This window comes from Actinotalea fermentans, from assembly GCF_007991475.1.
Taxonomy (GTDB): Bacteria; Actinomycetota; Actinomycetes; order Actinomycetales; family Cellulomonadaceae; genus Actinotalea; species Actinotalea fermentans.
Genome location: NZ_BJYK01000001.1, coordinates 17,956 through 36,000, shown reverse-complemented (window position 1 = coordinate 36,000; position 18,045 = coordinate 17,956). Strand labels below are relative to the sequence as shown.

At 75.3% G+C, this 18,045-nt stretch carries 16 protein-coding genes; 6 read left to right on the top strand and 10 right to left on the bottom strand.

Going from position 1 to position 18,045, the window contains the following annotated elements; translation table 11 throughout:
- Positions 1 to 21 precede the first annotated feature (21 nt).
- Positions 22 to 1,017: a stage II sporulation protein M gene (locus AFE02nite_RS00165; protein ID WP_034245040.1), complete on the bottom strand. Its 996-nt coding sequence runs from the start codon at positions 1,015 to 1,017 to the stop codon at positions 22 to 24.
- Positions 1,018 to 1,075: 58 nt separating this feature from the next.
- Here AFE02nite_RS00165 and AFE02nite_RS00160 point away from each other — a divergent pair, with 58 nt between their 5' ends.
- Positions 1,076 to 1,894, top strand: coding sequence for an RDD family protein (locus AFE02nite_RS00160; protein ID WP_034245042.1), 819 nt, complete (start codon positions 1,076 to 1,078; stop codon positions 1,892 to 1,894).
- A 9-nt stretch (positions 1,895 to 1,903) separates the two neighbouring features.
- Here the strand turns inward: AFE02nite_RS00160 and AFE02nite_RS00155 are convergent, their stop codons facing one another.
- A complete protein-coding gene (locus AFE02nite_RS00155) occupies positions 1,904 to 2,638 on the bottom strand; it encodes a M15 family metallopeptidase (protein ID WP_146818901.1) in 735 nt (244 codons plus the stop codon).
- A 50-nt stretch (positions 2,639 to 2,688) separates the two neighbouring features.
- Positions 2,689 to 4,173 (bottom strand): adenosylhomocysteinase, encoded by a 1,485-nt coding sequence (ahcY, locus tag AFE02nite_RS00150; protein ID WP_052113575.1) that lies wholly within the window; start codon positions 4,171 to 4,173, stop codon positions 2,689 to 2,691.
- A 564-nt stretch (positions 4,174 to 4,737) separates the two neighbouring features.
- Between ahcY and AFE02nite_RS00145 the strand changes: the two genes are divergently transcribed.
- From AFE02nite_RS00145 to AFE02nite_RS00135, 3 genes are all read left to right on the top strand, one after another.
- Positions 4,738 to 6,039, top strand: coding sequence for a quaternary amine ABC transporter ATP-binding protein (locus AFE02nite_RS00145; protein ID WP_146818900.1), 1,302 nt, complete (start codon positions 4,738 to 4,740; stop codon positions 6,037 to 6,039).
- A complete protein-coding gene (locus tag AFE02nite_RS00140) occupies positions 6,036 to 6,911 on the top strand; it encodes an ABC transporter permease (protein WP_034245044.1) in 876 nt (291 codons plus the stop codon). The genes AFE02nite_RS00145 and AFE02nite_RS00140 overlap by 4 nt, the downstream gene beginning before the upstream one ends.
- A 92-nt stretch (positions 6,912 to 7,003) precedes the next feature.
- Entirely contained in the window at positions 7,004 to 7,933 is a 930-nt protein-coding gene (locus tag AFE02nite_RS00135) for a glycine betaine ABC transporter substrate-binding protein (RefSeq protein WP_034245047.1), read from the top strand.
- A 97-nt stretch (positions 7,934 to 8,030) separates the two neighbouring features.
- Here the strand turns inward: AFE02nite_RS00135 and AFE02nite_RS00130 are convergent, their stop codons facing one another.
- Genes AFE02nite_RS00130 through AFE02nite_RS00110 form a run of 5 tightly spaced genes read right to left on the bottom strand, consistent with a single transcriptional unit; the run spans position 8,031 to position 11,242 of the window.
- Positions 8,031 to 8,948, bottom strand: coding sequence for a cation diffusion facilitator family transporter (locus tag AFE02nite_RS00130; RefSeq protein ID WP_034245049.1), 918 nt, complete (start codon positions 8,946 to 8,948; stop codon positions 8,031 to 8,033).
- A gap of 10 nt (positions 8,949 to 8,958) precedes the next feature.
- Complete coding sequence (locus AFE02nite_RS00125; RefSeq protein ID WP_222594303.1) at positions 8,959 to 9,159, bottom strand: Trm112 family protein; 201 nt, start codon at positions 9,157 to 9,159, stop codon at positions 8,959 to 8,961.
- Entirely contained in the window at positions 9,156 to 10,640 is a 1,485-nt protein-coding gene (locus AFE02nite_RS00120; RefSeq protein ID WP_052113576.1) for a phosphomannomutase/phosphoglucomutase, read from the bottom strand. Before AFE02nite_RS00120 ends, AFE02nite_RS00125 begins: the two co-directional genes overlap by 4 nt.
- A 17-nt stretch (positions 10,641 to 10,657) precedes the next feature.
- A complete protein-coding gene (locus AFE02nite_RS00115; protein ID WP_146818899.1) occupies positions 10,658 to 10,882 on the bottom strand; it encodes a hypothetical protein in 225 nt (74 codons plus the stop codon).
- A gap of 3 nt (positions 10,883 to 10,885) precedes the next feature.
- Positions 10,886 to 11,242 carry a DUF3499 domain-containing protein gene (locus AFE02nite_RS00110; protein ID WP_034245055.1) on the bottom strand — a complete coding sequence of 119 codons (357 nt, stop codon included), beginning with the start codon at positions 11,240 to 11,242 and terminating at the stop codon, positions 10,886 to 10,888.
- A 99-nt stretch (positions 11,243 to 11,341) separates the two neighbouring features.
- Here AFE02nite_RS00110 and AFE02nite_RS00105 point away from each other — a divergent pair, with 99 nt between their 5' ends.
- Both AFE02nite_RS00105 and AFE02nite_RS00100 read left to right on the top strand, forming a co-directional pair.
- Entirely contained in the window at positions 11,342 to 11,785 is a 444-nt protein-coding gene (locus AFE02nite_RS00105) for a metallopeptidase family protein (RefSeq protein WP_186814431.1), read from the top strand.
- A 22-nt stretch (positions 11,786 to 11,807) separates the two neighbouring features.
- Positions 11,808 to 12,680, top strand: a complete 873-nt coding sequence (locus AFE02nite_RS00100; RefSeq protein WP_034245073.1) for a glycosyltransferase — start codon at positions 11,808 to 11,810, stop codon at positions 12,678 to 12,680.
- Between the two features lie 67 nt (positions 12,681 to 12,747).
- Here the strand turns inward: AFE02nite_RS00100 and AFE02nite_RS00095 are convergent, their stop codons facing one another.
- Positions 12,748 to 14,358, bottom strand: a complete 1,611-nt coding sequence (locus AFE02nite_RS00095) for a DUF5719 family protein (RefSeq protein WP_146818898.1) — start codon at positions 14,356 to 14,358, stop codon at positions 12,748 to 12,750.
- Positions 14,355 to 18,020 carry a glycosyltransferase gene (locus AFE02nite_RS00090; protein ID WP_146818897.1) on the bottom strand — a complete coding sequence of 1,222 codons (3,666 nt, stop codon included), beginning with the start codon at positions 18,018 to 18,020 and terminating at the stop codon, positions 14,355 to 14,357. The genes AFE02nite_RS00095 and AFE02nite_RS00090 overlap by 4 nt, the downstream gene beginning before the upstream one ends.
- Between the last annotated feature and the right edge of the window lie 25 nt (positions 18,021 to 18,045).

The following is an 18,045-nucleotide window of genomic DNA, read 5'->3' as shown; positions in this document are numbered from 1 at the left end:
GTGGTCTCCTCGTGGCGGGGATCAGGCGGCGATCGGAAGGGCGTCAGCAGCGTGCTGCGGCGAGATGTCGCCGGTCTCGCCCGCGCGGACGGCCTTGCGGCCGACCACCAGGACGTAGGCCCAGAAGAGCGCGAACGGCACCGCGCCGATGGCGATCTTCACCGGCCAGGGCAGCGTCGACGGCGTCACGAAGCCCTCGACCAGGCCGGACACCCCGAGCGCGAGCGCGAGCCCGAGCACCACGGTGACCAGCGCGCGCCCCTCCTCGGCGACCGCGCGGCCGCGCGGCCGGCCCGCCGGGTCGATCCAGGACCAGAAGAGCTTCAGCCCGGCGCCGCCGGCGACGAAGACGCAGGTCAGCTCGAGCAGCCCGTGCGGCAGGATGAGCTGGAAGAAGAGGTCCAGGTACCCCGCCTCAGCCATCTGCGCAGCGCCCATGCCGATCGAGACCGCGTTGAAGAACAGGACCAGGGCCGTGCCGACGCCGGAGATCCCGAGCGCCACGCACAACGCCGCGATCCAGGCGTTGTTCGTCCAGACCATCGCGGCGAAGCTGCCGTGCGGGTGCTCGCTGTAGTAGTTCTCGAAGGCCTCGTTCGCGTACTGCGCCCGTGCCTCGGGCGGGCCGGCGAGCTCCATGCCGCCCGGCGTGGTGAGCATCGTGACGGCGACGAGCACCCCGATGCCGACGACGGCGACGGCCACCCCGAGCGTCCACCAGCGGACCCGGTAGAGGGCGGCCGGGAGCGCGAGGCGGAAGAAGCGTGCGGCGTCGGCGAGCGACGGCTCGTGGGCGCCGGCGATGGCGGCACGCGCCCGGCCGAGGACGTCCGACAGCCGGCCCACGAGAGCCGGGTCGGGCGCCGTCGAGCGCACGGTGGACAGGTGGGTCGCGACGAGCTGGTAGAGCCGCACGAGCTCGTCGGACTCCGCGCCCGTGAGGTGCCGCTGCTTCGACAGCTGCTCCAACCGCGCCCACGTCCCCGCGTGCACGGCGGAGAAGGCGTCGAGGTCCACGGCGGCCAGCCTGCCACAGCGACCTCGTCGTCGCTGCGCGCTGTGGCAGGATCGCGACGTGCAGGACGAGATCCTCCTCGGCGAGGGCGTCGCGATCGACGCGCGACCGGCGTCCTTCGCCGTCCGGATGCTCGGGGCCCTGCTCGACGTGGTGATCATCTACGCGGTCCTCTTCGCGCTCAGCATCATCGCCACCACGGTCGGGATCGGCGTGGACCCGGCCGCGGCGCAGGCGATCCTGCTCTCGGTGACCGTGCTCGCGCTCGTCGGCATCCCGGTGACGGTGGAGACGCTCACGCGCGGCCGGTCCGTGGGCAAACTCGCCACGGGGGTGCGCATCGTGCGCGACGACGGCGGTCCCGTCCGGTTCCGGCACGCGTTCGTCCGCGGCCTCGTCGGCGTCTTCGAGATCTGGCTGACGTTCGGGTGCGTGGCCCTCATCGCCTCGATGGTGCACCCGAAGGGCAAGCGCCTCGGCGACATGCTGGCGGGCACGTACGCGGTGCGGGTGCGCGGCGGGCAGCGGGCGCTGCCGCCGATCGTCATGCCGCACGAGCTCGCCGCCTGGGCCCGGGCGGCCGACATCCGGCGCCTGCCGGACGGCCTGGCCCTGTCGGCGCGCCAGCTCCTCGGCCGCGCGAGCACGCTGAACCCGGAGTCCCGCGTCAGCCTCGGCCTGCAGATCGCCGGGGAGATGGAGCAGTACGTCGCCCCCGGCCCGCCGTTGGGCACGCACCCGGAGCGGTTCATCGCCGCGGTTCTGGCTGAGCGGCGTGACCGCGAGTTCCGGCTCCGCGTGGCCGAGGCCGCCCAGGCCCGGCAGGAGGCCGCCCTGGTGCACCGACTCCCGTACGCGGTCCCCGACCCCGTCGACTGACCGGGGCGCTCAGCGACCCGAGGTCGAGAAGTGCTGGTAGTCGATCGGACCCGGCCACAGGCCACCCCACTGCCAGCCCTCGGCCGCGAAGGCGGCCACGACGGCGTCGTCGGCGTGGATCACGCCCGGCTCGTCCGGCCGGGAGGCGAACGCCCGGCCCGTGCGCGGGCCGACGTGGCTGCCGGTCACGTACGGGTTCTCCACCGGGTTGAGGTCGATCGCGCGGCCGTACGCGTGCTCGGACCACGCGGTGCCACCCGTGATGGCGCGACAGTTGAACGCGGACGTGTTGTCGGCGTAGATCGACGCCGTGTCGTCCGCGCCGAAGTCGTCGACCAGCCGCATCGACCGGACCGGGTACCGCTGCTCGAACAGCGCGGCGAACACCCTGGTCACCGCCTCGGCGACGTCGGCGTGCACCACCAGCTCGCCGGTGCGGACGACGCCGTCGAAGTCCACGTGCGTGACGGTCACGTACCGCAGGTCCTCGAGCGGCACGGGGCAGCCGGGCCGCCAGGACGCGCTCATCCGTGCCGTGAGCGCGTCGTCGATCGTCGCGATCGACGACGCGTACATCGGCCCGGCCTCGGCCGGGCGAGCCGGCGGCAGGGCGCGCGTGACAGGCACCGCGGCGGCGACCTCGACGACGTCGGGCTCGGGGAGCCCGGCCCCACCGCACGCGGCCGCGAGGACGACGACGGGGGCGAGCAGCAGCGCGATCGCTGCCGCCCGCCCCCTCGTCATGGAGCGAGTATCACGCGCCGGCTCCCCGCGCGGGGATCCGGGCGGCAGGCTCAGTAGCGGTAGTGCTCCGGCTTGTACGGGCCGGCGACGTCGACGCCGATGTACTCGGCCTGCTCCTTGCTCAGCTGCGTGAGCCGGACGCCGAGGGCGTCCAGGTGCAGGCGCGCGACCTTCTCGTCGAGCACCTTCGGCAGGCGGTGCACGCCGAGCGGGTAGGCCCCGGCGTTGCGGAACAGCTCGATCTGCGCGATGACCTGGTTCGAGAACGAGTTGCTCATGACGAACGACGGGTGGCCCGTCGCGTTGCCCAGGTTGAGCAGGCGGCCCTCCGACAGCACGATGATCGACCGGGCGGGCCGGTCGCCGTCGGCCGGGAAGGTCCACTCGTGGACCTGCGGCTTGATCTCGGTCTTCCGGGCGCCGGGCACGGCGGCCAGGCCGGCCATGTCGATCTCGTTGTCGAAGTGCCCGATGTTGCCGACGACGGCCTTGTCCTTCATCCGGGTCATGTGCTCGGTGCGGATGACGTCCTTGTTGCCGGTCGTCGTGATGAAGAAGTCCGCCTCGCCGAGCACGTCCTCCAGCCGGGCGACCTCGTAGCCGTCCATGGCGGCCTGCAGGGCGCAGATCGGGTCGATCTCGGAGACGATGACGCGCGCACCCTGGCCGCGCAGCGACTCGGCCGCGCCCTTGCCGACGTCGCCGTAGCCGGCGACGAACGCGACCTTGCCGCCGATGAGGACGTCGGTGGCGCGGTTGATGCCGTCGGGCAGCGAGTGGCGGATGCCGTACTTGTTGTCGAACTTGGACTTGGTCACCGAGTCGTTGACGTTGATCGCGGTGAAGAGCAGGCGCCCCTCCTCCGCGAGCTGGTACAGGCGGTGCACGCCCGTCGTCGTCTCCTCGCTGACGCCGCCGATGCCCTGGGCGATCCGCGTCCAGCGCTGCCCGTCCACGGGCAGCGACCGGCGCAGGACGCCGAGGATGACGTTGTACTCGTGGCTGTAGCCGGGGTCGCCGGGCGCGAGGTCCGCCGGGACCGCGCCCGCCGCCTCGAAGTCCACCCCGAGGTGCACGAGCAGGGTCGCGTCGCCCCCGTCGTCGAGGATCATCGTGGGGCCCTCACCGGGCCAGAGCAGGATCTGCTCGGTGCACTCCCAGTACTCCTCGAGCGTCTCGCCCTTCCAGGCGAACACCGGGACGCCCTGGGGGTCCTCGGGCGTGCCGTTCGGCCCGACGGCGACGGCGGCCGCCGCCTCGTCCTGGGTGGAGAAGATGTTGCACGAGGCCCAGCGGACCTCGGCGCCGAGCGCGACGAGCGTCTCGATGAGGACGGCCGTCTGGACGGTCATGTGCAGGGAGCCGGCGATGCGGGCGCCGGCGAGCGGCTGGGCGGCCGCGTACTCGGCGCGCAGGGCCATCAGCCCCGGCATCTCGTGCTCGGCGAGCCGGATCTGGTGACGGCCGGCGGCGGCCAGCGAGAGGTCACGGACCTTGAACCGGCCGGGGACCTCGTCGAAGTGCTGAGCGGACATGCTTCACCTCGGATGGGACGGCGCGACGGGGCGCGCAGGACAGGGGCCGACGGCCCGGGCGCGCGAGATCGTGCGTCGCGTGCGGGTCCGCCTTCGCCCGGCGCGGCCCCTCCGGGCCGACGGCATCACCTGCGCCAAGCACCTCCATCGTACGTGACCGCGCGTCGTCCGTCTCTGGTGACCTTCCGGGCCCCGCAGGGCGAAGGACCCGTTCCGGACGTGCCGGGCGCAGCCCGGCTCCCGGGCGCGCGCAGCGACCGACGGACAGGGTGTGCTGCTCCGATCGGGGGTTTCTCAGGACGGTTTTCGTCACGACTGGGTAACGATCAAGCAAAGGCGTTTCGCCTGGTCAGTCGGCGATCGAGGGGGACGCGGACCGCGCTTCCACCCGTTCTGTCCCGATTCGTCCGGGTGGACCGGGGCTTGCACGCTCCGCGAGGGTGGTCGGCGGCCGGGAGGCGGCCGAGGGTCGGGCAGGCCGTCGGCACGGCGCGGCCGTGGCGGCGGTGGCCCCGGACCCGGGGCCACCGGCACCGCCGCGCAAGGACGAAAAGGTGAGCTCTCGTGACCATCCTGTGTGCTGAGAACGTCTACAAGGTCTTCGGCCGGCGACCGGCCGACGCCGTCCGGCTCCTTCGAGCCGGCGCCGACCGGGACGACATCAAGGCGCACGGGACGGCGGCTGTCATCGACGCCTCGTTCGAGGTCGAGAAGGGCGAGACCTTCGTCGTCATGGGCCTGTCCGGGTCCGGCAAGTCGACCCTGATCCGCATGCTCAACGGGCTGTGGCGGCCCACCGCGGGCCGGATCCGGCTGGGCGACGCGGACCTGGGTGCGGTCTCCGCCCGCGAGCTGCGCGTGCTGCGGCAGCAGCGCGTCTCGATGGTGTTCCAGCACTTCGCCCTGCTGCCGCACCGCACGATCATCGACAACGCCGCGTACCCGCTGGCGATCCGCGACGTGGACCGTGCCGAGCGCCGGCGCCGGGCGGGCGAGGCCCTCGAGATGGTCGGCCTGGGCGGCTGGGAGGACCACCTGCCGGCCGAGCTGTCGGGTGGCATGCGGCAGCGCGTGGGCCTCGCCCGCGCGCTCGCGGCGGACACCGACGTGCTCCTCATGGACGAGGCGTTCTCCGCCCTGGACCCGTTGATCCGCCGCGAGATGCAGGACCAGCTCGTCGAGCTGCAGCACACCCTCGGCAAGACCATCGTGTTCATCACCCACGACCTCAACGAGGCCATGCGGCTCGGTGACCGGATCGCCGTCATGCGCGACGGACGCATCGTCCAGATCGGCACCTCCGAGCAGATCCTCTCCGAGCCGGCGAACGACTACGTCGCGCAGTTCGTCGCCGACGTCGACCGGACGCGCGTGCTCACGGCATCGTCCGTCATGGTCCGCCCGAAGGCCGTGGTCGTCGTCGGGGCCGGCCCCCGGGGCGCGCTGCGTGAGATGCGCGAGGCGCAGACGTCCGCCGCCTACCTCGTCGATCGCGACCGGCGCCTCCTCGGCGCGCTCCGCGACGACGACGTGCTCGCCGGTCAGCGTCGCGGGGTGGAGCGCCTGGTCGAGCTGACTCGTGACGAGGTCAGCGCGGTAGCCGTGGACGCACCGCTCGCCGAGGTCTTCGCGCCCTCCGCCGAGACCCCCCTGCCGCTCCCCGTGGTGGACGACGCGGGCCGGCTGGTCGGCGTCATCCCGCGGGTCACGCTCCTGGAGGCGATGGCCTCCGGCGACAGCGTCGCGACCGGCCCCGCGGCGGAGGTGTCCTCAGCCGCGTCCGCCGAACGGGACCGATCACGACCACAACCCGGCGCGGTCGACCCCGGCGAGGAGCTCTCGGCCGACACGGCGGTGCCGGCATGAGCCCGGAGGAGCTGGGCTTCCGGATCCCCCTGGGCGAGTGGATCGAGACAGGCGTCGACTGGGTGACGGCGGCGTTCGGGCTGCTCTTCGACGCCATCCGGACCGTCCTGGTGGCGGCGTTCGACGCCACGGAGGCCGTGCTCACCGGTCCCCCGTGGTGGGCCGTCGTCGTGGTGCTCGCCGCCCTCGCGGTGTGGGCCAAGGGCTGGCGCCTCGGCCTCGGCGCGCTCGCGGGGTTCGTCGTCGTCATCGGCGTCGACCAGTGGGACAACGCGATGGCCTCGCTGGCCCTCGTGCTCGTGGCGAGCGTCATCGCCCTGGCCATCGGCATCCCGCTGGGGGTCTGGGCGGCGCGCAACGACCGCGTCTCGGCCACGGTGCGACCCGTGCTCGACTTCATGCAGACGATGCCCGCCTTCGTCTACCTCATCCCCGTCGTCGTGATCTTCCGCGCCGGCGTCGTGCCGGGCCTCGTGGCCACGATCATCTTCGCGCTGGCACCCGGTGTGCGGTTCACCGAGCTGGGCATCCGTCGGGTCGACCGCGAGGTCGTCGAGGCCGGGCACGCCTTCGGCGCCCCGCCCGGTCGCATCCTGCGCCAGATCCAGATGCCGCTCGCGATGCCCACGATCATGGCCGGCGTCAACCAGGTGATCATGCTGTCACTGTCGATGGTGGTGATCTCCGGGCTCGCCGGGACCCGCGGGCTCGGCCGCGAGGTCGTCAGCGCCCTGAGCACCATCGACATCGCCCTCGGCTTCGAGGCGGGGCTCGCCGTCGTCATCCTGGCGATCTACCTCGACCGGATCACCTCGGCCCTGACGAGCCGCTCGCCCGTCGCCCGCGCGTTGGCGACGACCGCCGCCCGCTGATCCCCCGACCTGCCCGGCGCCGCCTGCGCCCGGGCGCCCGCTCGCACCGCGAGCGTCGCAGACGGGCGGTCCGCCGCCCGAGAGAGGAAACGATGAGAGCACGGAGCCGGAAGACACTGACCACCGTCGCGACCGGGACGGCTGCCCTCCTGGTCCTCGCCGCATGCGCCGGCGACGACGGAGGTGACGACACGAGCGGCGACGCGCCCGAGGAGGACCGCGCGATCACGATCGCGCTCCCGCCGGGCGGGTGGCCGGAGGGGGACGCCGCGACCTACCTGTGGGCGAACCTGCTGGAGTCGGAGGGCTACGACGTCACGCTCGAGTCGGGCGGCGACATGGGCGTGATCTACACGGCGGTGGCCGGTGGTGACTACGACCTGTTCTTCGACGCGTGGCTCCCCGTCACCCACGGCACCTATCTCGACGAGTACGGCGACGACATGGAGCGCCTCGGCGCCTGGTACGACGACGCCCGGCTCACCATCGCCGTGAACGAGGACGCGCCCATCACGTCGCTGACGGAGCTGGCCGACAACGCCGCCGCGTTCGACTCTCGCATCGTCGGCATCGAGCCCGGGGCGGGCCTGACCCGGATCACCAAGGAGAGCGTGATCCCGACGTACGGCCTCGACGGTCTCGAGTTCGTCGAGTCGTCCACGCCCGCGATGCTCGCGGAGCTGTCGGGCGCGATCGACGAGGGCCGCGACGTCGTCGTGACGCTGTGGCGCCCGCACTGGGCCTACGACGCCTTCCCCATCCGCGACCTCGAGGACCCGGAGGGGACGCTCGGCGACGCCGAGAACATCGAGGTGGTCGGCAGGTCAGGGTTCGCCGACGACCACCCCGAGGTGGCGAGCTGGCTGGAGGCGTTCACGCTCTCCGGCGACCAGCTCTTCTCGCTGGAGAACATCATGTTCAACGAGAACGACGGCGAGAACCCGGAGGGCTCCGTCGAGCAGTGGCTCGAGGAGAACCCGGACTTCTTCGACCAGGTCAAGGACGCCGCCGGCGACGCCTGACGGCTCCGGCGGCCCATGCGCGGCCCCGTGTGCGGACGACGACGACCGCGCGCGGGGCCGCCCCGTCCACGGGGGCGAGCCCGGGCGGGGTGCCGGGTCAGGGCAGCGCGTGCCGCAGGTCCGGCTCGAGGTAGATGAGCCGTGCGATCGGCACCGCCGCCCGCACCCGCACCTCGGCACGGTCGATGGCCGCCGCCACGTCGGCCGCCGTCGCCGCCTCCGGCACCTCGATCTTGGCGGCGACGAGCAGGTCCTCGGGCCCCAGGTACTCCGTGCGCAGGTGGATCACCGAGGTGACGCCGGCGCCGACCAGGGCGGCTCGGATCGCCGCCACCTGCTCCGCCGTCGCCCCTTCGCCCATGATGAGCGAGCCGGTCTCGCGGGCCAGGATCACAGCGACGCAGATCAGCAGGGCGCCGATCGCCGCCGAGCCCGCGGCGTCCCACCGGCCGTCGTCCGTGACGAGGGTGAGCGAGACGCCCGCCAGAGCGAAGAGCAACCCCGTCAGGGCCGCGCTGTCCTCGAGCAGGACGACCGGCAGCTCGGGCGCCCGGCTGCGCCGGATGAACTGCGGCCACGTCAGGTCGCCCTTGGCGGGCCGCGCCTCGTGCACGGCCGTGCGCAGCGAGAAGCCCTCCATGCCGATCGCGGCGAGCAGGACGGCGATCGGCACCCACTGCCAGCTGTCGATCGGGTGCGGCTCGCGCCACTTCTCGTACGCCTCGAACATCGCGAACAGGCCACCGAGCGTGAAGAGCACGACGGCGACGAGGAACGCGTAGAAGTAGCGCGAGCGGCCGTAGCCGAACGGATGGGTCTCGTCGGCCGCGCGGCGGGCACGGCTGCCGCCGAGCAGCAGCAGCAGCTGGTTGCCCGAGTCGGCGACCGAGTGGACGGCCTCGGCGAGCATCGACGACGAGCGCGTCAGGCCGAACGCCAGGAACTTCGTCGCCGCGATACCGAGGTTCGCCGCGAGTGCGGCGACGATCGCCTTGCGGCCGCCATCGGTGCTCATCGGGCGCTCATCAGACGGTGCCGGCCGCCGGGTACGCCTCGTCGACGAGCAGGACCGGGATGCCGTCGCGCACCGGGTAGGCCAGCGCGCACGCCGCACCGGTGCAGACGAGCTCCGGGGCGCCGTCGGGCCGGACCCCGTCGGCCAGCGGGGAGCCGCACGCGGGGCAGCGCAGGATCTCCCGCGCCCACTGCGGCAGGGCGTCGCTCACGGCTGCTCCTCCCCGTCCTGCCGCACCAGCGACAGGACGTCGTCGCGGACCTTCTCCATGACGTCCTCGTCGGCCGCCTCGACGTTGAGCCGCAGCAGCGGCTCGGTGTTCGACGCCCGGAGGTTGAACCACCAGCGAGGCTGGCCGTCCCAGTGGCTGACGGTCAGGCCGTCGAGCTCGTCGACGGTCACCGGCCCGGCCTCCTCGCGGGTCACGTAGGCGTCGACCACACGCTGCCGCGCCGCGGCCACGTCCGCCACCCGGGAGTTGATCTCGCCGCTCGCGACGTAGGGCTCGTAGGCCTCGGCCAGCTCCGACAGCGTCGCGCCGGAGCCGTCCGCGCGTCGGGCCTCGCCGAGCGCCGCGAGCACGTGCATCGCGGCCAGCATGCCGGTGTCGGCGAAGAAGAAGTCCCGGAAGTAGTAGTGCGCGCTGTGCTCGCCGCCGAACACCGCGTCGTGCTCGGCCATCTGGGCCTTGATGAACGAGTGGCCGACCCGGGTGCGCACCACCCGCGCGCCGGCGGCCTCCAGCAGGTCCGGGACGGCGGCGGAGGTGATGAGGTTCCGGATCACCGTCGGCGTCCGCCCCGCCGCGCGCTCCCGGGCCACCTCGCGCAGGCCGACGAGCGCGGTGATGGCTGACGGGCTGACGGCTGCGCCCCGCTCGTCGATGACGAAGCACCGGTCCGCGTCGCCGTCGAAGGCGAGGCCGATGTCCGCACCGTTGGCCACGACCGCCGCCTGGAGGTCGATCAGGTTGGCCGGCTCGAGCGGGTTGGCCTCGTGGTTCGGGAACGACCCGTCGAGTTCGAAGAACAGGGGCACGACGTCGAGCGGCAGCGCGGGCAGCCCGGCGGCCTCCCCCAGGACGGCGGGCGCCGTGAGCCCGGCCATGCCGTTGCCCGCGTCGACGACGACCTTCAGCGGACGGAGGCCGCTCAGGTCCACCAGGCCACGCAGGAAGGCGGCGTACTCCGCGAGCATCTCGTGGTCGCTGACGGTGCCGCGCGTCGCGGCCGGGGCGGGCAGCCCGTCGTCGAGGTAGCTCTCGGCCAGCCGCCGGATCTCGGTCAGGCCCGTGTCCTGCCCCACGGGCCGGGCGCCGGCGTGGCACATCTTGATGCCGTTGTACTCGGCCGGGTTGTGGCTCGCGGTGAACATGGCCCCGGGCACGTCCAGGGCCCCGGAGGCGTGGTACAGCCCGTCGGTGGAGCACAGGCCGATCCGTACGACGTCCACGCCGCGGCTCGTGACACCCTCGGCGAAGGCGGCGACCAGCTCCGGCCCGGACGGCCGCATGTCCTGCCCGATCACGACGCGCGGTCCGCCCACCACCTCGGCGAACGCGGCGCCGATGGCGCGCGCGACGGCCGGGGAGAACGGGTCCGGCGTGACGCCACGCACGTCGTACGCCTTGATCAAGGAAGCCAGAGAAGTCACGCCCGGCAGCCTACTGACCGCCCGCGGCGCCCCGGGCATCGGACCCGCGGGTGGGTTCAGTGACGGCGCGACGACCGGCGCAGCACCACGTCGATCGGCGCGGTGCGCCACGTGCCGTCGGGCATCGGGAGCAGCCACTCGCGCGACTCGCAGGCGTTGCACGAGATGAAGGTGACGTCGGTCCCGTCGGTGAGCACCATGGGCAGGCGCGTCAGGTCCTCAGCGCCGCACGACCCGCACGTGCGGGGCGTTCGGCCGGCGTCCGGGCTCTCCTCGGGCACGGGTCAGGACCCCTCGCCCGGCAGCACCCGCAGGTGCCCGCGACGGACGCCCTCGCCCGTGTCCACCGGTGCCGTCGCCGCCGGACGTGGGCGGCCGGCCTCGCGCACCGCCTCGGCGAGCGCCACCAGGTCGTCCGGCGTCGGGCCCGTCGGGACGAACTCCGGGGTCAGCCGCACGACCTCCCAGCCCCGCGGGGCGGTCAGCCGGTTCGCGTGCTCGCTGCACAGGTCGTACGAGTGCGGCTCCGCGAGCTGGGCGAGCGGGCCGAGGACCGCCGTCGAGTCCGAGTAGACGTACGTCAACGTCGCGACGGCAGGATTGCCGCAGGCGCTGCGGGAGCACTGACGTCCGGACCTCACGACGCGAGGCTACCCGGCGTCACCGACGTCGTCGTCCCCCGCCACGCCGCACCACCGCCCGGGCCGGTCCCCCGCGCGTGCCGGACGTACAGTGGCCGCGTGAGAGGCCCCCGCCCACCCGCCGTCCGGACGCCCGTCGCGCGCCGGCGCGACCGCCGGGGCCGTGGCCTGCGCGGACCGGTCATCCCGCCGACCCTGCCGGCCTACCGCACGCGTGCCGAGCGCTTCGACGACCAGGTGCTCGACGCCGTCGAGCGCCTGGAGAGGCGGTGGGCGCGCCAGCTCGAGGGCGCCGAGTTCGCGGTCGAGGAGGTGCCGCCGTCGGCCCCCGCGCCGTGGGAGCACGGCGGGGTCCCGATGGGCCGCTACTTCCCCGCCGACGCCGGGCTGCCGCCGCGCATCGTCGTCTACCGTCGCCCGGTCGAGGCGCGCGCCGTGGACGAGGCCGACCTGGCCGACCTGGTCCAGGACGTCGTGGTCGAGCAGGTCGCGCACCTGCTCGGTCGCCGTCCGGAGGAGGTCGACCCGCGCTACCGCCCGTGAATCCGCGGCTAGGGTGCAGGTCGTGACCTCCGACCGGCCGGCCGTGCGCGTGGTGTGCGTGGCCTACCACCCGGGCGTCGAGGAGCTGACCGCGTTCGCGACGTCGCTGCGCACGGCCACCACCGCGGACGTCGAGCTCGTCGTCGTCGACAACGGCGCGGACCAGTCCGTCGCCGCCCAGGTCGCCCGCGAGCAGGGGGCGCGCCTCGTGGTCCCCGGGCGCAACCTGGGCTACGGCGCGGCCGCCAACCTGGGCACGCGCGGCGCGACCCAGCCCTGGCTCGTCGTCGCGAACCAGGACATCGTCTGGCACGAGGGCGCGCTCGACGCGCTCCTGCAGGCCGCGGCGGACAGCGGGGCGGGCTCCGCGGGCCCGACGCTCCTGAACACGGACGGGACCCGGTACCCGTCGGCGCGCGCGCTCCCGTCGCTGCGCCTCGGGGTGGGGCACGCGCTCCTCGTGCGGGTGTGGCCGGGCAACCCGTGGACGCGGCGGTACCAGGAGGGCGCCGACGAGGCCGAGGCCGTCCGCGACGGCGAGCCGCGCGCCGCGGGCTGGCTCTCGGGGGCGTGCCTGCTCCTGCGCCGCGACGCGTTCGAGGCGCTCGGCGGCTTCGACGAGGGCTATTTCATGTTCTTCGAGGACGTCGACCTCGGCGAGCGACTCGGCCGGGCGGGCTGGCTGAACCTGCACGTGCCCGCGGCGCGGGTCACGCACGTCCAGGGGACGTCGTGGAAGTCGCGCCCCGCGCCGATGATCCGCGCCCATCACGCGAGCGCACGGCGGTACCTCGCGCGGCGCTACGCCCGCTGGTACCAGCTCCCCCTGCGCGTGGCCCTCGGCCTGGGCCTGCGGCTGCGGGAGCGCCTCGAGCTGCGACGCGCGTCGTCCTGAGGACGACGGTCCTGAGGGCGACGGCGGGGTCGCAGCGGTCTCAGCAGGCTCAGCGGGCTCAGCGGGCTCAGCGCAGGGTCACGGCCAGCTCGGACCGCACCGCCTGCTCGGGCAGCGGGGCCAGGACGGCCACGGAGCCGCCCGTGTCCAGCACGACGCCCCACGTGAGCCACGGGTCGTCGCTCCGCACGACCAGGGCCGCCGGGCGTGCGTCGGACGACGCCGACGACGTGAGCTCGGCGAGGTCCAGCGCCACCGTGCGCCCGGCGCCGACCACCACGTCCTGACGGGCCAGGACGCCGCCCACCGCGTCCACCGCGACGACCTGCGCGCGCGACGTGGACACGCCGTCCGCGGGCGCGGTGGCCAGGACCAGACGGCCCGGCTCGTCGCCGGGCAGCGCGAGGGGGGAGGCGAGACGGCTCGGCACCGCGGGCGCCCAGGCCCGGTCGACCGGCGCGGCCTCCCCCGGCTCGGCGGTGCCCGCGCGGCTCAACGTCGCGCCGGCGACGACCGGCAGGTCGGCGGTCACCCACGCGGCGTAGTCACCGGCCGGCAGCCCGTCGAGGGGGATGTCGACGACCTCGCCGACGTCCACGGACACGTCCTCCGTGCCCGGCAGCTCCACGACCCCGTCCGGCCCGAGCAGGGTCACGTGCACGGTCCCACCGGGCGTCGTGCCGTCGCCGTCGTCGTCGCCCGGGTCGCCGGCGTCGGCGTCCTGACCGTCCTGCGGCAGATCCCCCGGGGCGAGCACGCGCAGGGCGGCGGCCGCGGGGGCGTCGTCGGTCACCGAGATCACGGGGACGACGAGCTCGGTCGCCGGGCGCGCGCCGCCCACCACCAGGTCCACACCGGCGGCCACGAGTCCGTCGGTGCGACTGTCCTGGAGGTACGCCGAGACGAGCCCGCCCGTGGCCGTCACCTGGACGACCATCTGCCCCTGCTCGGCCGCGAGCCCCTCGAGCAGGATCGTCTCCTCCTGGCCCGGCGGGACGAGGTAGTCGGGGGCACCGGCGAGCTCGACGGGCCCGCGCGCGCCCCACAGGCGCAGGCTCACCGTGGCCGGGGTGGCTCCGGGGTTCTGCAGGACCAGCCGGGCGCTCGACCCGAGCACCGTGCTACCGCCGACCAGCCACGTCTCGGCCGTGGGCCGCTGGCACGACGCCGCGGCGAGCCCGCGCAGGTCGCCGGTGCCCGCGCGCCACGCGACGCCGGCGCCGACCTGCGGCGGCACGTCACCGACCGGGTCGGCCCGCACGACCAGGCCGGCGTCCCCGCCCGCGCGAGCCAGCACCCCCGCCTCGACCCCGGCCGCCAGCTCGGCGAGCGACGTACCGCCGGCCATCGGGGTCAGACGCGCCGCGGCGGCGCCGCCGCTCGCCGTGCCCGCCGTCACCGCGACGAGGTCGCTGGTGGCGTCGGCGGGCGACGGGTCGAACGCCGGGTCGTACGTCGCGTCCGTGCCCGCCTGGTCGGTGGCCAGGCGCAACGGGCCCGGGCAGACGAGCGCTGCGGCCGCCGGCGGCGGGAGCGCCAGCGCCGGGGCCACCGGCTCGGACGCCTCCCCCGGGATGCGGGTGGCACCGAGGACGACCGCCGCCCCCATGGCCAGGACGAGGACCGCCCAGACGGTCCGACCGAGCACGGAGAGCGCCGTGCGCACGGGAGCCTTCATCGGCGTACCGCCTTCCGTCGTCGGAGCGGCACAGCCAGCAGGAGCGTCACCAGCAGCACGCCACCCTGCAGCGCGAGCCACGGCACCCGCTGGGCGGGGGCGTGCACGACGACCAGCTCGCCGCCGTCGGCCGGCAGCTCGAAGGCCTGCCGCCAGGTCGTCTCGACCGCGCGCAGCGAACGACCGTCGAGGGTCGCCTGCCAGCCCTCGTCCGCTCGCTCCGCCAGCACGAGGACGCGCCCACCGGCGCCGGGACGCACCTGCGCACCGCTGCCCGGGACCGCCTGCACCGTCGTCCCGTCGTCCGCGGTGCCCTCGACGACCCGTGCCCAGCCGGCCGCGCCGGAGGTCGCCCCGGCGACCCGCCAGATGATGCCGGCGCCGGCTCGCGTCACCCGCTCCAGGCCCGGGGTCGCGTCCAGCGCTGCGGCGAGCGCGACGGACTGCGTCCCAGGGGCCGACGGCACCAGGACGGCACCGACACCGAGGTCCGCGAGGGCCGCGGAGACGTCGGCCGAGGCGCCGGCCGTGAGCCGGGCGGCCACGTCGACGAGCTCGTCGTCGGCCGCGTCGGTGGTCGGGCTCGCCGCGTCCACCCCGGCGGCCAGCAGCCGGCGCACCTCCACCAGGCGGGAGGTCTCCGTCAGCTGCACGCCGTTCCCGTCCAGCAGGGTGACGACGACGCCGTCCTGCGCCGGCGCGAGCTCGAGCACCCGCAGGCCGGCCGCCGACTGCAGCTGCCGGCCCACGGTCGGGACCGCGTCGACATCGCTGGCCACGAGGTCCAGGTCACCGCCACGGATGTCCAGGGTCCATGCGGTGAGCACCACGCCCGGGCCCGCCACCGCGGCGACGGCGAGCAGCGCGGCGAGCGCGTGCGGCAGGCCCAGCGGGCGGCGCCCGAGGGCGCTGCGCACGCCGCTCGCCCCGAGGAGCGCGGCCGTGAGCGCACCGGCGAGGGCGAGGCTCAGACCCGGCGAGGCCGACGCGGTCGCGGTGACGAGGCCGTCGTCGGTGAGGGCGACGCCCGTCGCGACGCCCGAGGCCGCGAGCGCGGCGGCCGTGCCGACGGCCACCGCGACCCACCCCACGCGCGCCGCGCGCCCGACGGGTGCGCGGAGCCAGAGCGCCGGCAGGGCGAGGAGGAGCACCACCCCGGTCGCCACGAGCGGCACGACGCCGGCACCGGCGCCCGACCAGGGCAACGACAGCGCGTCCGCCGGCACCGGCCAGCCCAGCACCTGCTGCCACGGCGGCGCGGCGACGCCCGCAACCGGCTGACCGGGGTCGGCCAGGAGCACCCGCCAGCCGCCGTCGGACCAGTGCGCGACGGCCTCCGCGAGGAGCGGGCCGTGCACGGCGAGCGCCGGCACCGGCACCCACAGGAGCCGGGCCCGCCGCCTGGCGACGGGCGCGACAGCCAGGAGCACCAGCAGCAGGGCGGGCAGGAGGACGGGTCCGGCTGCGGTCACGACGACGAGCGCCAGGGCGGCGGCCGCTGCGGCCGCCAGCGACGGCTCTGCGACGGCGGTCGACGGCGGCCGGCCGGGCCCGGGCAGCGGCCCGACGACGGCGGCGTGGGCGTCGCGCTCCCCGCTGTCGGCCTCGGCCTCTGCATCGCCAGGGACGTCGGCGTCGACATCGGCGGCGGCATCGGCATCGGCGTCGGCATCGGCGTCGGCATCGGCGGCGTCGTCGGTGGCGGGCTCGTCGGGGTGGGACTCGCCGGGTTCGGTCTCGTCGGAACCGGCTCCGTCCGCAGCCGACTCGGTGTCGTCCTCGACCTCGTCGTCGTCCTCGTCATCGTCGAAGGTGAACCGCCGCCGCGCGTCGGCCGCCGGGACGGCCGCGGCGACGACGTCGCGATGCACGAGGCGCTGGGCACCGACCAGACCGGAGAGGACGGCGTCCGTGCGCGCCGCACCGACCCCCTTGGCCAGTGCGAGCAGGAACCACGGCAACGACACGTGCACGAGGACGGCGCCCAGCCGGGCCTGCTGGACTCCGACGAGCAGCGCAGGCGCCGCGGTCCACACCAGCGCCGCCCAGGCGCGCAGCGCGACGGAGCGGGTGGCCGCTCCGGCGGCGAACCAGGCCCCGAGCGCCGCGAGCGCGAGCGAGCCGAGGAGGACGATCGCCGTCGCGCCGCCGAGGCCGCCCGTGACGGCCACGACCGGGAGCAGCGCGGCGAGCAGGGGTTCGGGGGCCGTGGCGTGACCGAGGCCGCCCGAGCTCCACCATGACGTGGCGGCCGACCAGAGAGACCCGAGGTCGCCGTCGCCGAAGAGCAGGCTGCCGCCGCTGAGCCGGGCGCCGCCGAGCACCGGCCCGAGCAGCGCCCCGAGCGCAACCGCGTTCAGCGCCACCCCCGCCACGGCGACGACGGCGAGCGTCCAACGGCGCCGCACCCGGAGCGCTCGCAGCTCGGCGAGCTCCAGCTCGCTGGGCGCCGTCCGCGCTCGACGCAGCTCCGCGGCGCTCAGCCGGCGGTCCCGCAGCTGCGCGACGACGTCCCGCCACGACGCCTGCAGCGGCCGCAGCGTGCGCCGCGGCAGCACGCTCGTCGCCCGGGCGCGGCGACGGGCGCGCGCGACGCGGGCCGGCGTGGCGAGCACGCGCCACGGGGCGAGGAGCTCGCCCGCGACGAGCTGGGGCTCCTTGGTGGCGAACCGCCCGAGGGCGCGCACGACGCCGGAGGCCACCGCCAGCACGGCCACCACGGGGACCAGCCACGCCGGGACCGCCACGAGCTGGGCGTGCAGGAACGCCTCGCGCCGGGCCCGCACGGACCGGCGCGCGTCCCAGTCGGCGCGGCGACCCGCGAGCGTCGCCTGCGCGTGACGCACCACCGCCGCCGGCACGACGACGACGCGGTGGCCCGCGAGCCGGGCACGCCGGCACAGGTCCAGGCCGTCGCCGTAGGGACCGAGCGCCGGGTCGGGCCCGCCGAGCTCGTCCCACACGTCGCGGCGCACGAGCGCACCCGCGAGGCCCACGGCGAGGACGTCGTCGCGTGCGTCGTGCTGGCCCTGGTCGACCTCCGGCTCGTCGATGCCGGTCATCCGGCGGCCGAACCGCGACGTCGTCACCCCGGCCTCGACGACGCGCGCCGGCGCGTCCCAGGTCCGCTGCTTGGCTCCCGCGACCCCGACGGACGGCGCCACCTCGACGGCGCGGACGAGCGCGCCCAGCGCACCTGGCTCGGGTGCCGCGTCGTCGTGCAGCAGCCACACCCACGCCGGCCCGACGTCGGCCGGACCGCTCGGTGCGCCGTCGGCCGCGGCGGTCTTCGCCTCGTCGGCGAGCGCCGCTCGCACCGCGCCCCCGAACGTGCGCACCCCGGGTGCAGCCACCAACCGCGTCGGGACGACCTCGCCGAGCGCGGTGAGGGCACCGCGGAGCTCCGGGGCGACGGCCAGGTCGCCGGGCTGCGCGTCCGGGGCGGCGTCGACGACGAGGAGGCGCTGCGGCGGGCGGTCCTGGCGCGCGACCGCCAGGAGGCTCTCGGCCAGGTACTCGCTCACCCCGCACGTCACGACGACGGCGGTGACGGACACGCGGCTACCGCGGGACCGGCGTCCGGCGGCGGGCTGCGGACGTGCGGCGTCCGCGACGGTGGGGTCGGGCACGGCGGGCGCGCGCCCGTCTAGGGCCTGGCTCATCGGGGTCCATCATGACTGCCGGTCC

Bases quoted from the DNA above. Each gene is read 5' to 3' on its own strand.
- AFE02nite_RS00155 (WP_146818901.1), bottom strand. From the start codon at position 2,638: ATGACGAGGGGGCGGGCGGCAGCGATCGCGCTGCTGCTCGCCCCCGTC.
- ahcY (WP_052113575.1), bottom strand. From the start codon at position 4,173: ATGTCCGCTCAGCACTTCGACGAGGTCCCCGGCCGGTTCAAGGTCCGT.
- AFE02nite_RS00140 (WP_034245044.1), top strand. From the start codon at position 6,036: ATGAGCCCGGAGGAGCTGGGCTTCCGGATCCCCCTGGGCGAGTGGATC.
- AFE02nite_RS00135 (WP_034245047.1), top strand. From the start codon at position 7,004: ATGAGAGCACGGAGCCGGAAGACACTGACCACCGTCGCGACCGGGACG.
- AFE02nite_RS00130 (WP_034245049.1), bottom strand. From the start codon at position 8,948: ATGAGCACCGATGGCGGCCGCAAGGCGATCGTCGCCGCACTCGCGGCG.
- AFE02nite_RS00120 (WP_052113576.1), bottom strand. From the start codon at position 10,640: ATGCCCGGGGCGCCGCGGGCGGTCAGTAGGCTGCCGGGCGTGACTTCT.
- AFE02nite_RS00095 (WP_146818898.1), bottom strand. From the start codon at position 14,358: ATGAAGGCTCCCGTGCGCACGGCGCTCTCCGTGCTCGGTCGGACCGTC.
- AFE02nite_RS00090 (WP_146818897.1), bottom strand. From the start codon at position 18,020: ATGAGCCAGGCCCTAGACGGGCGCGCGCCCGCCGTGCCCGACCCCACC.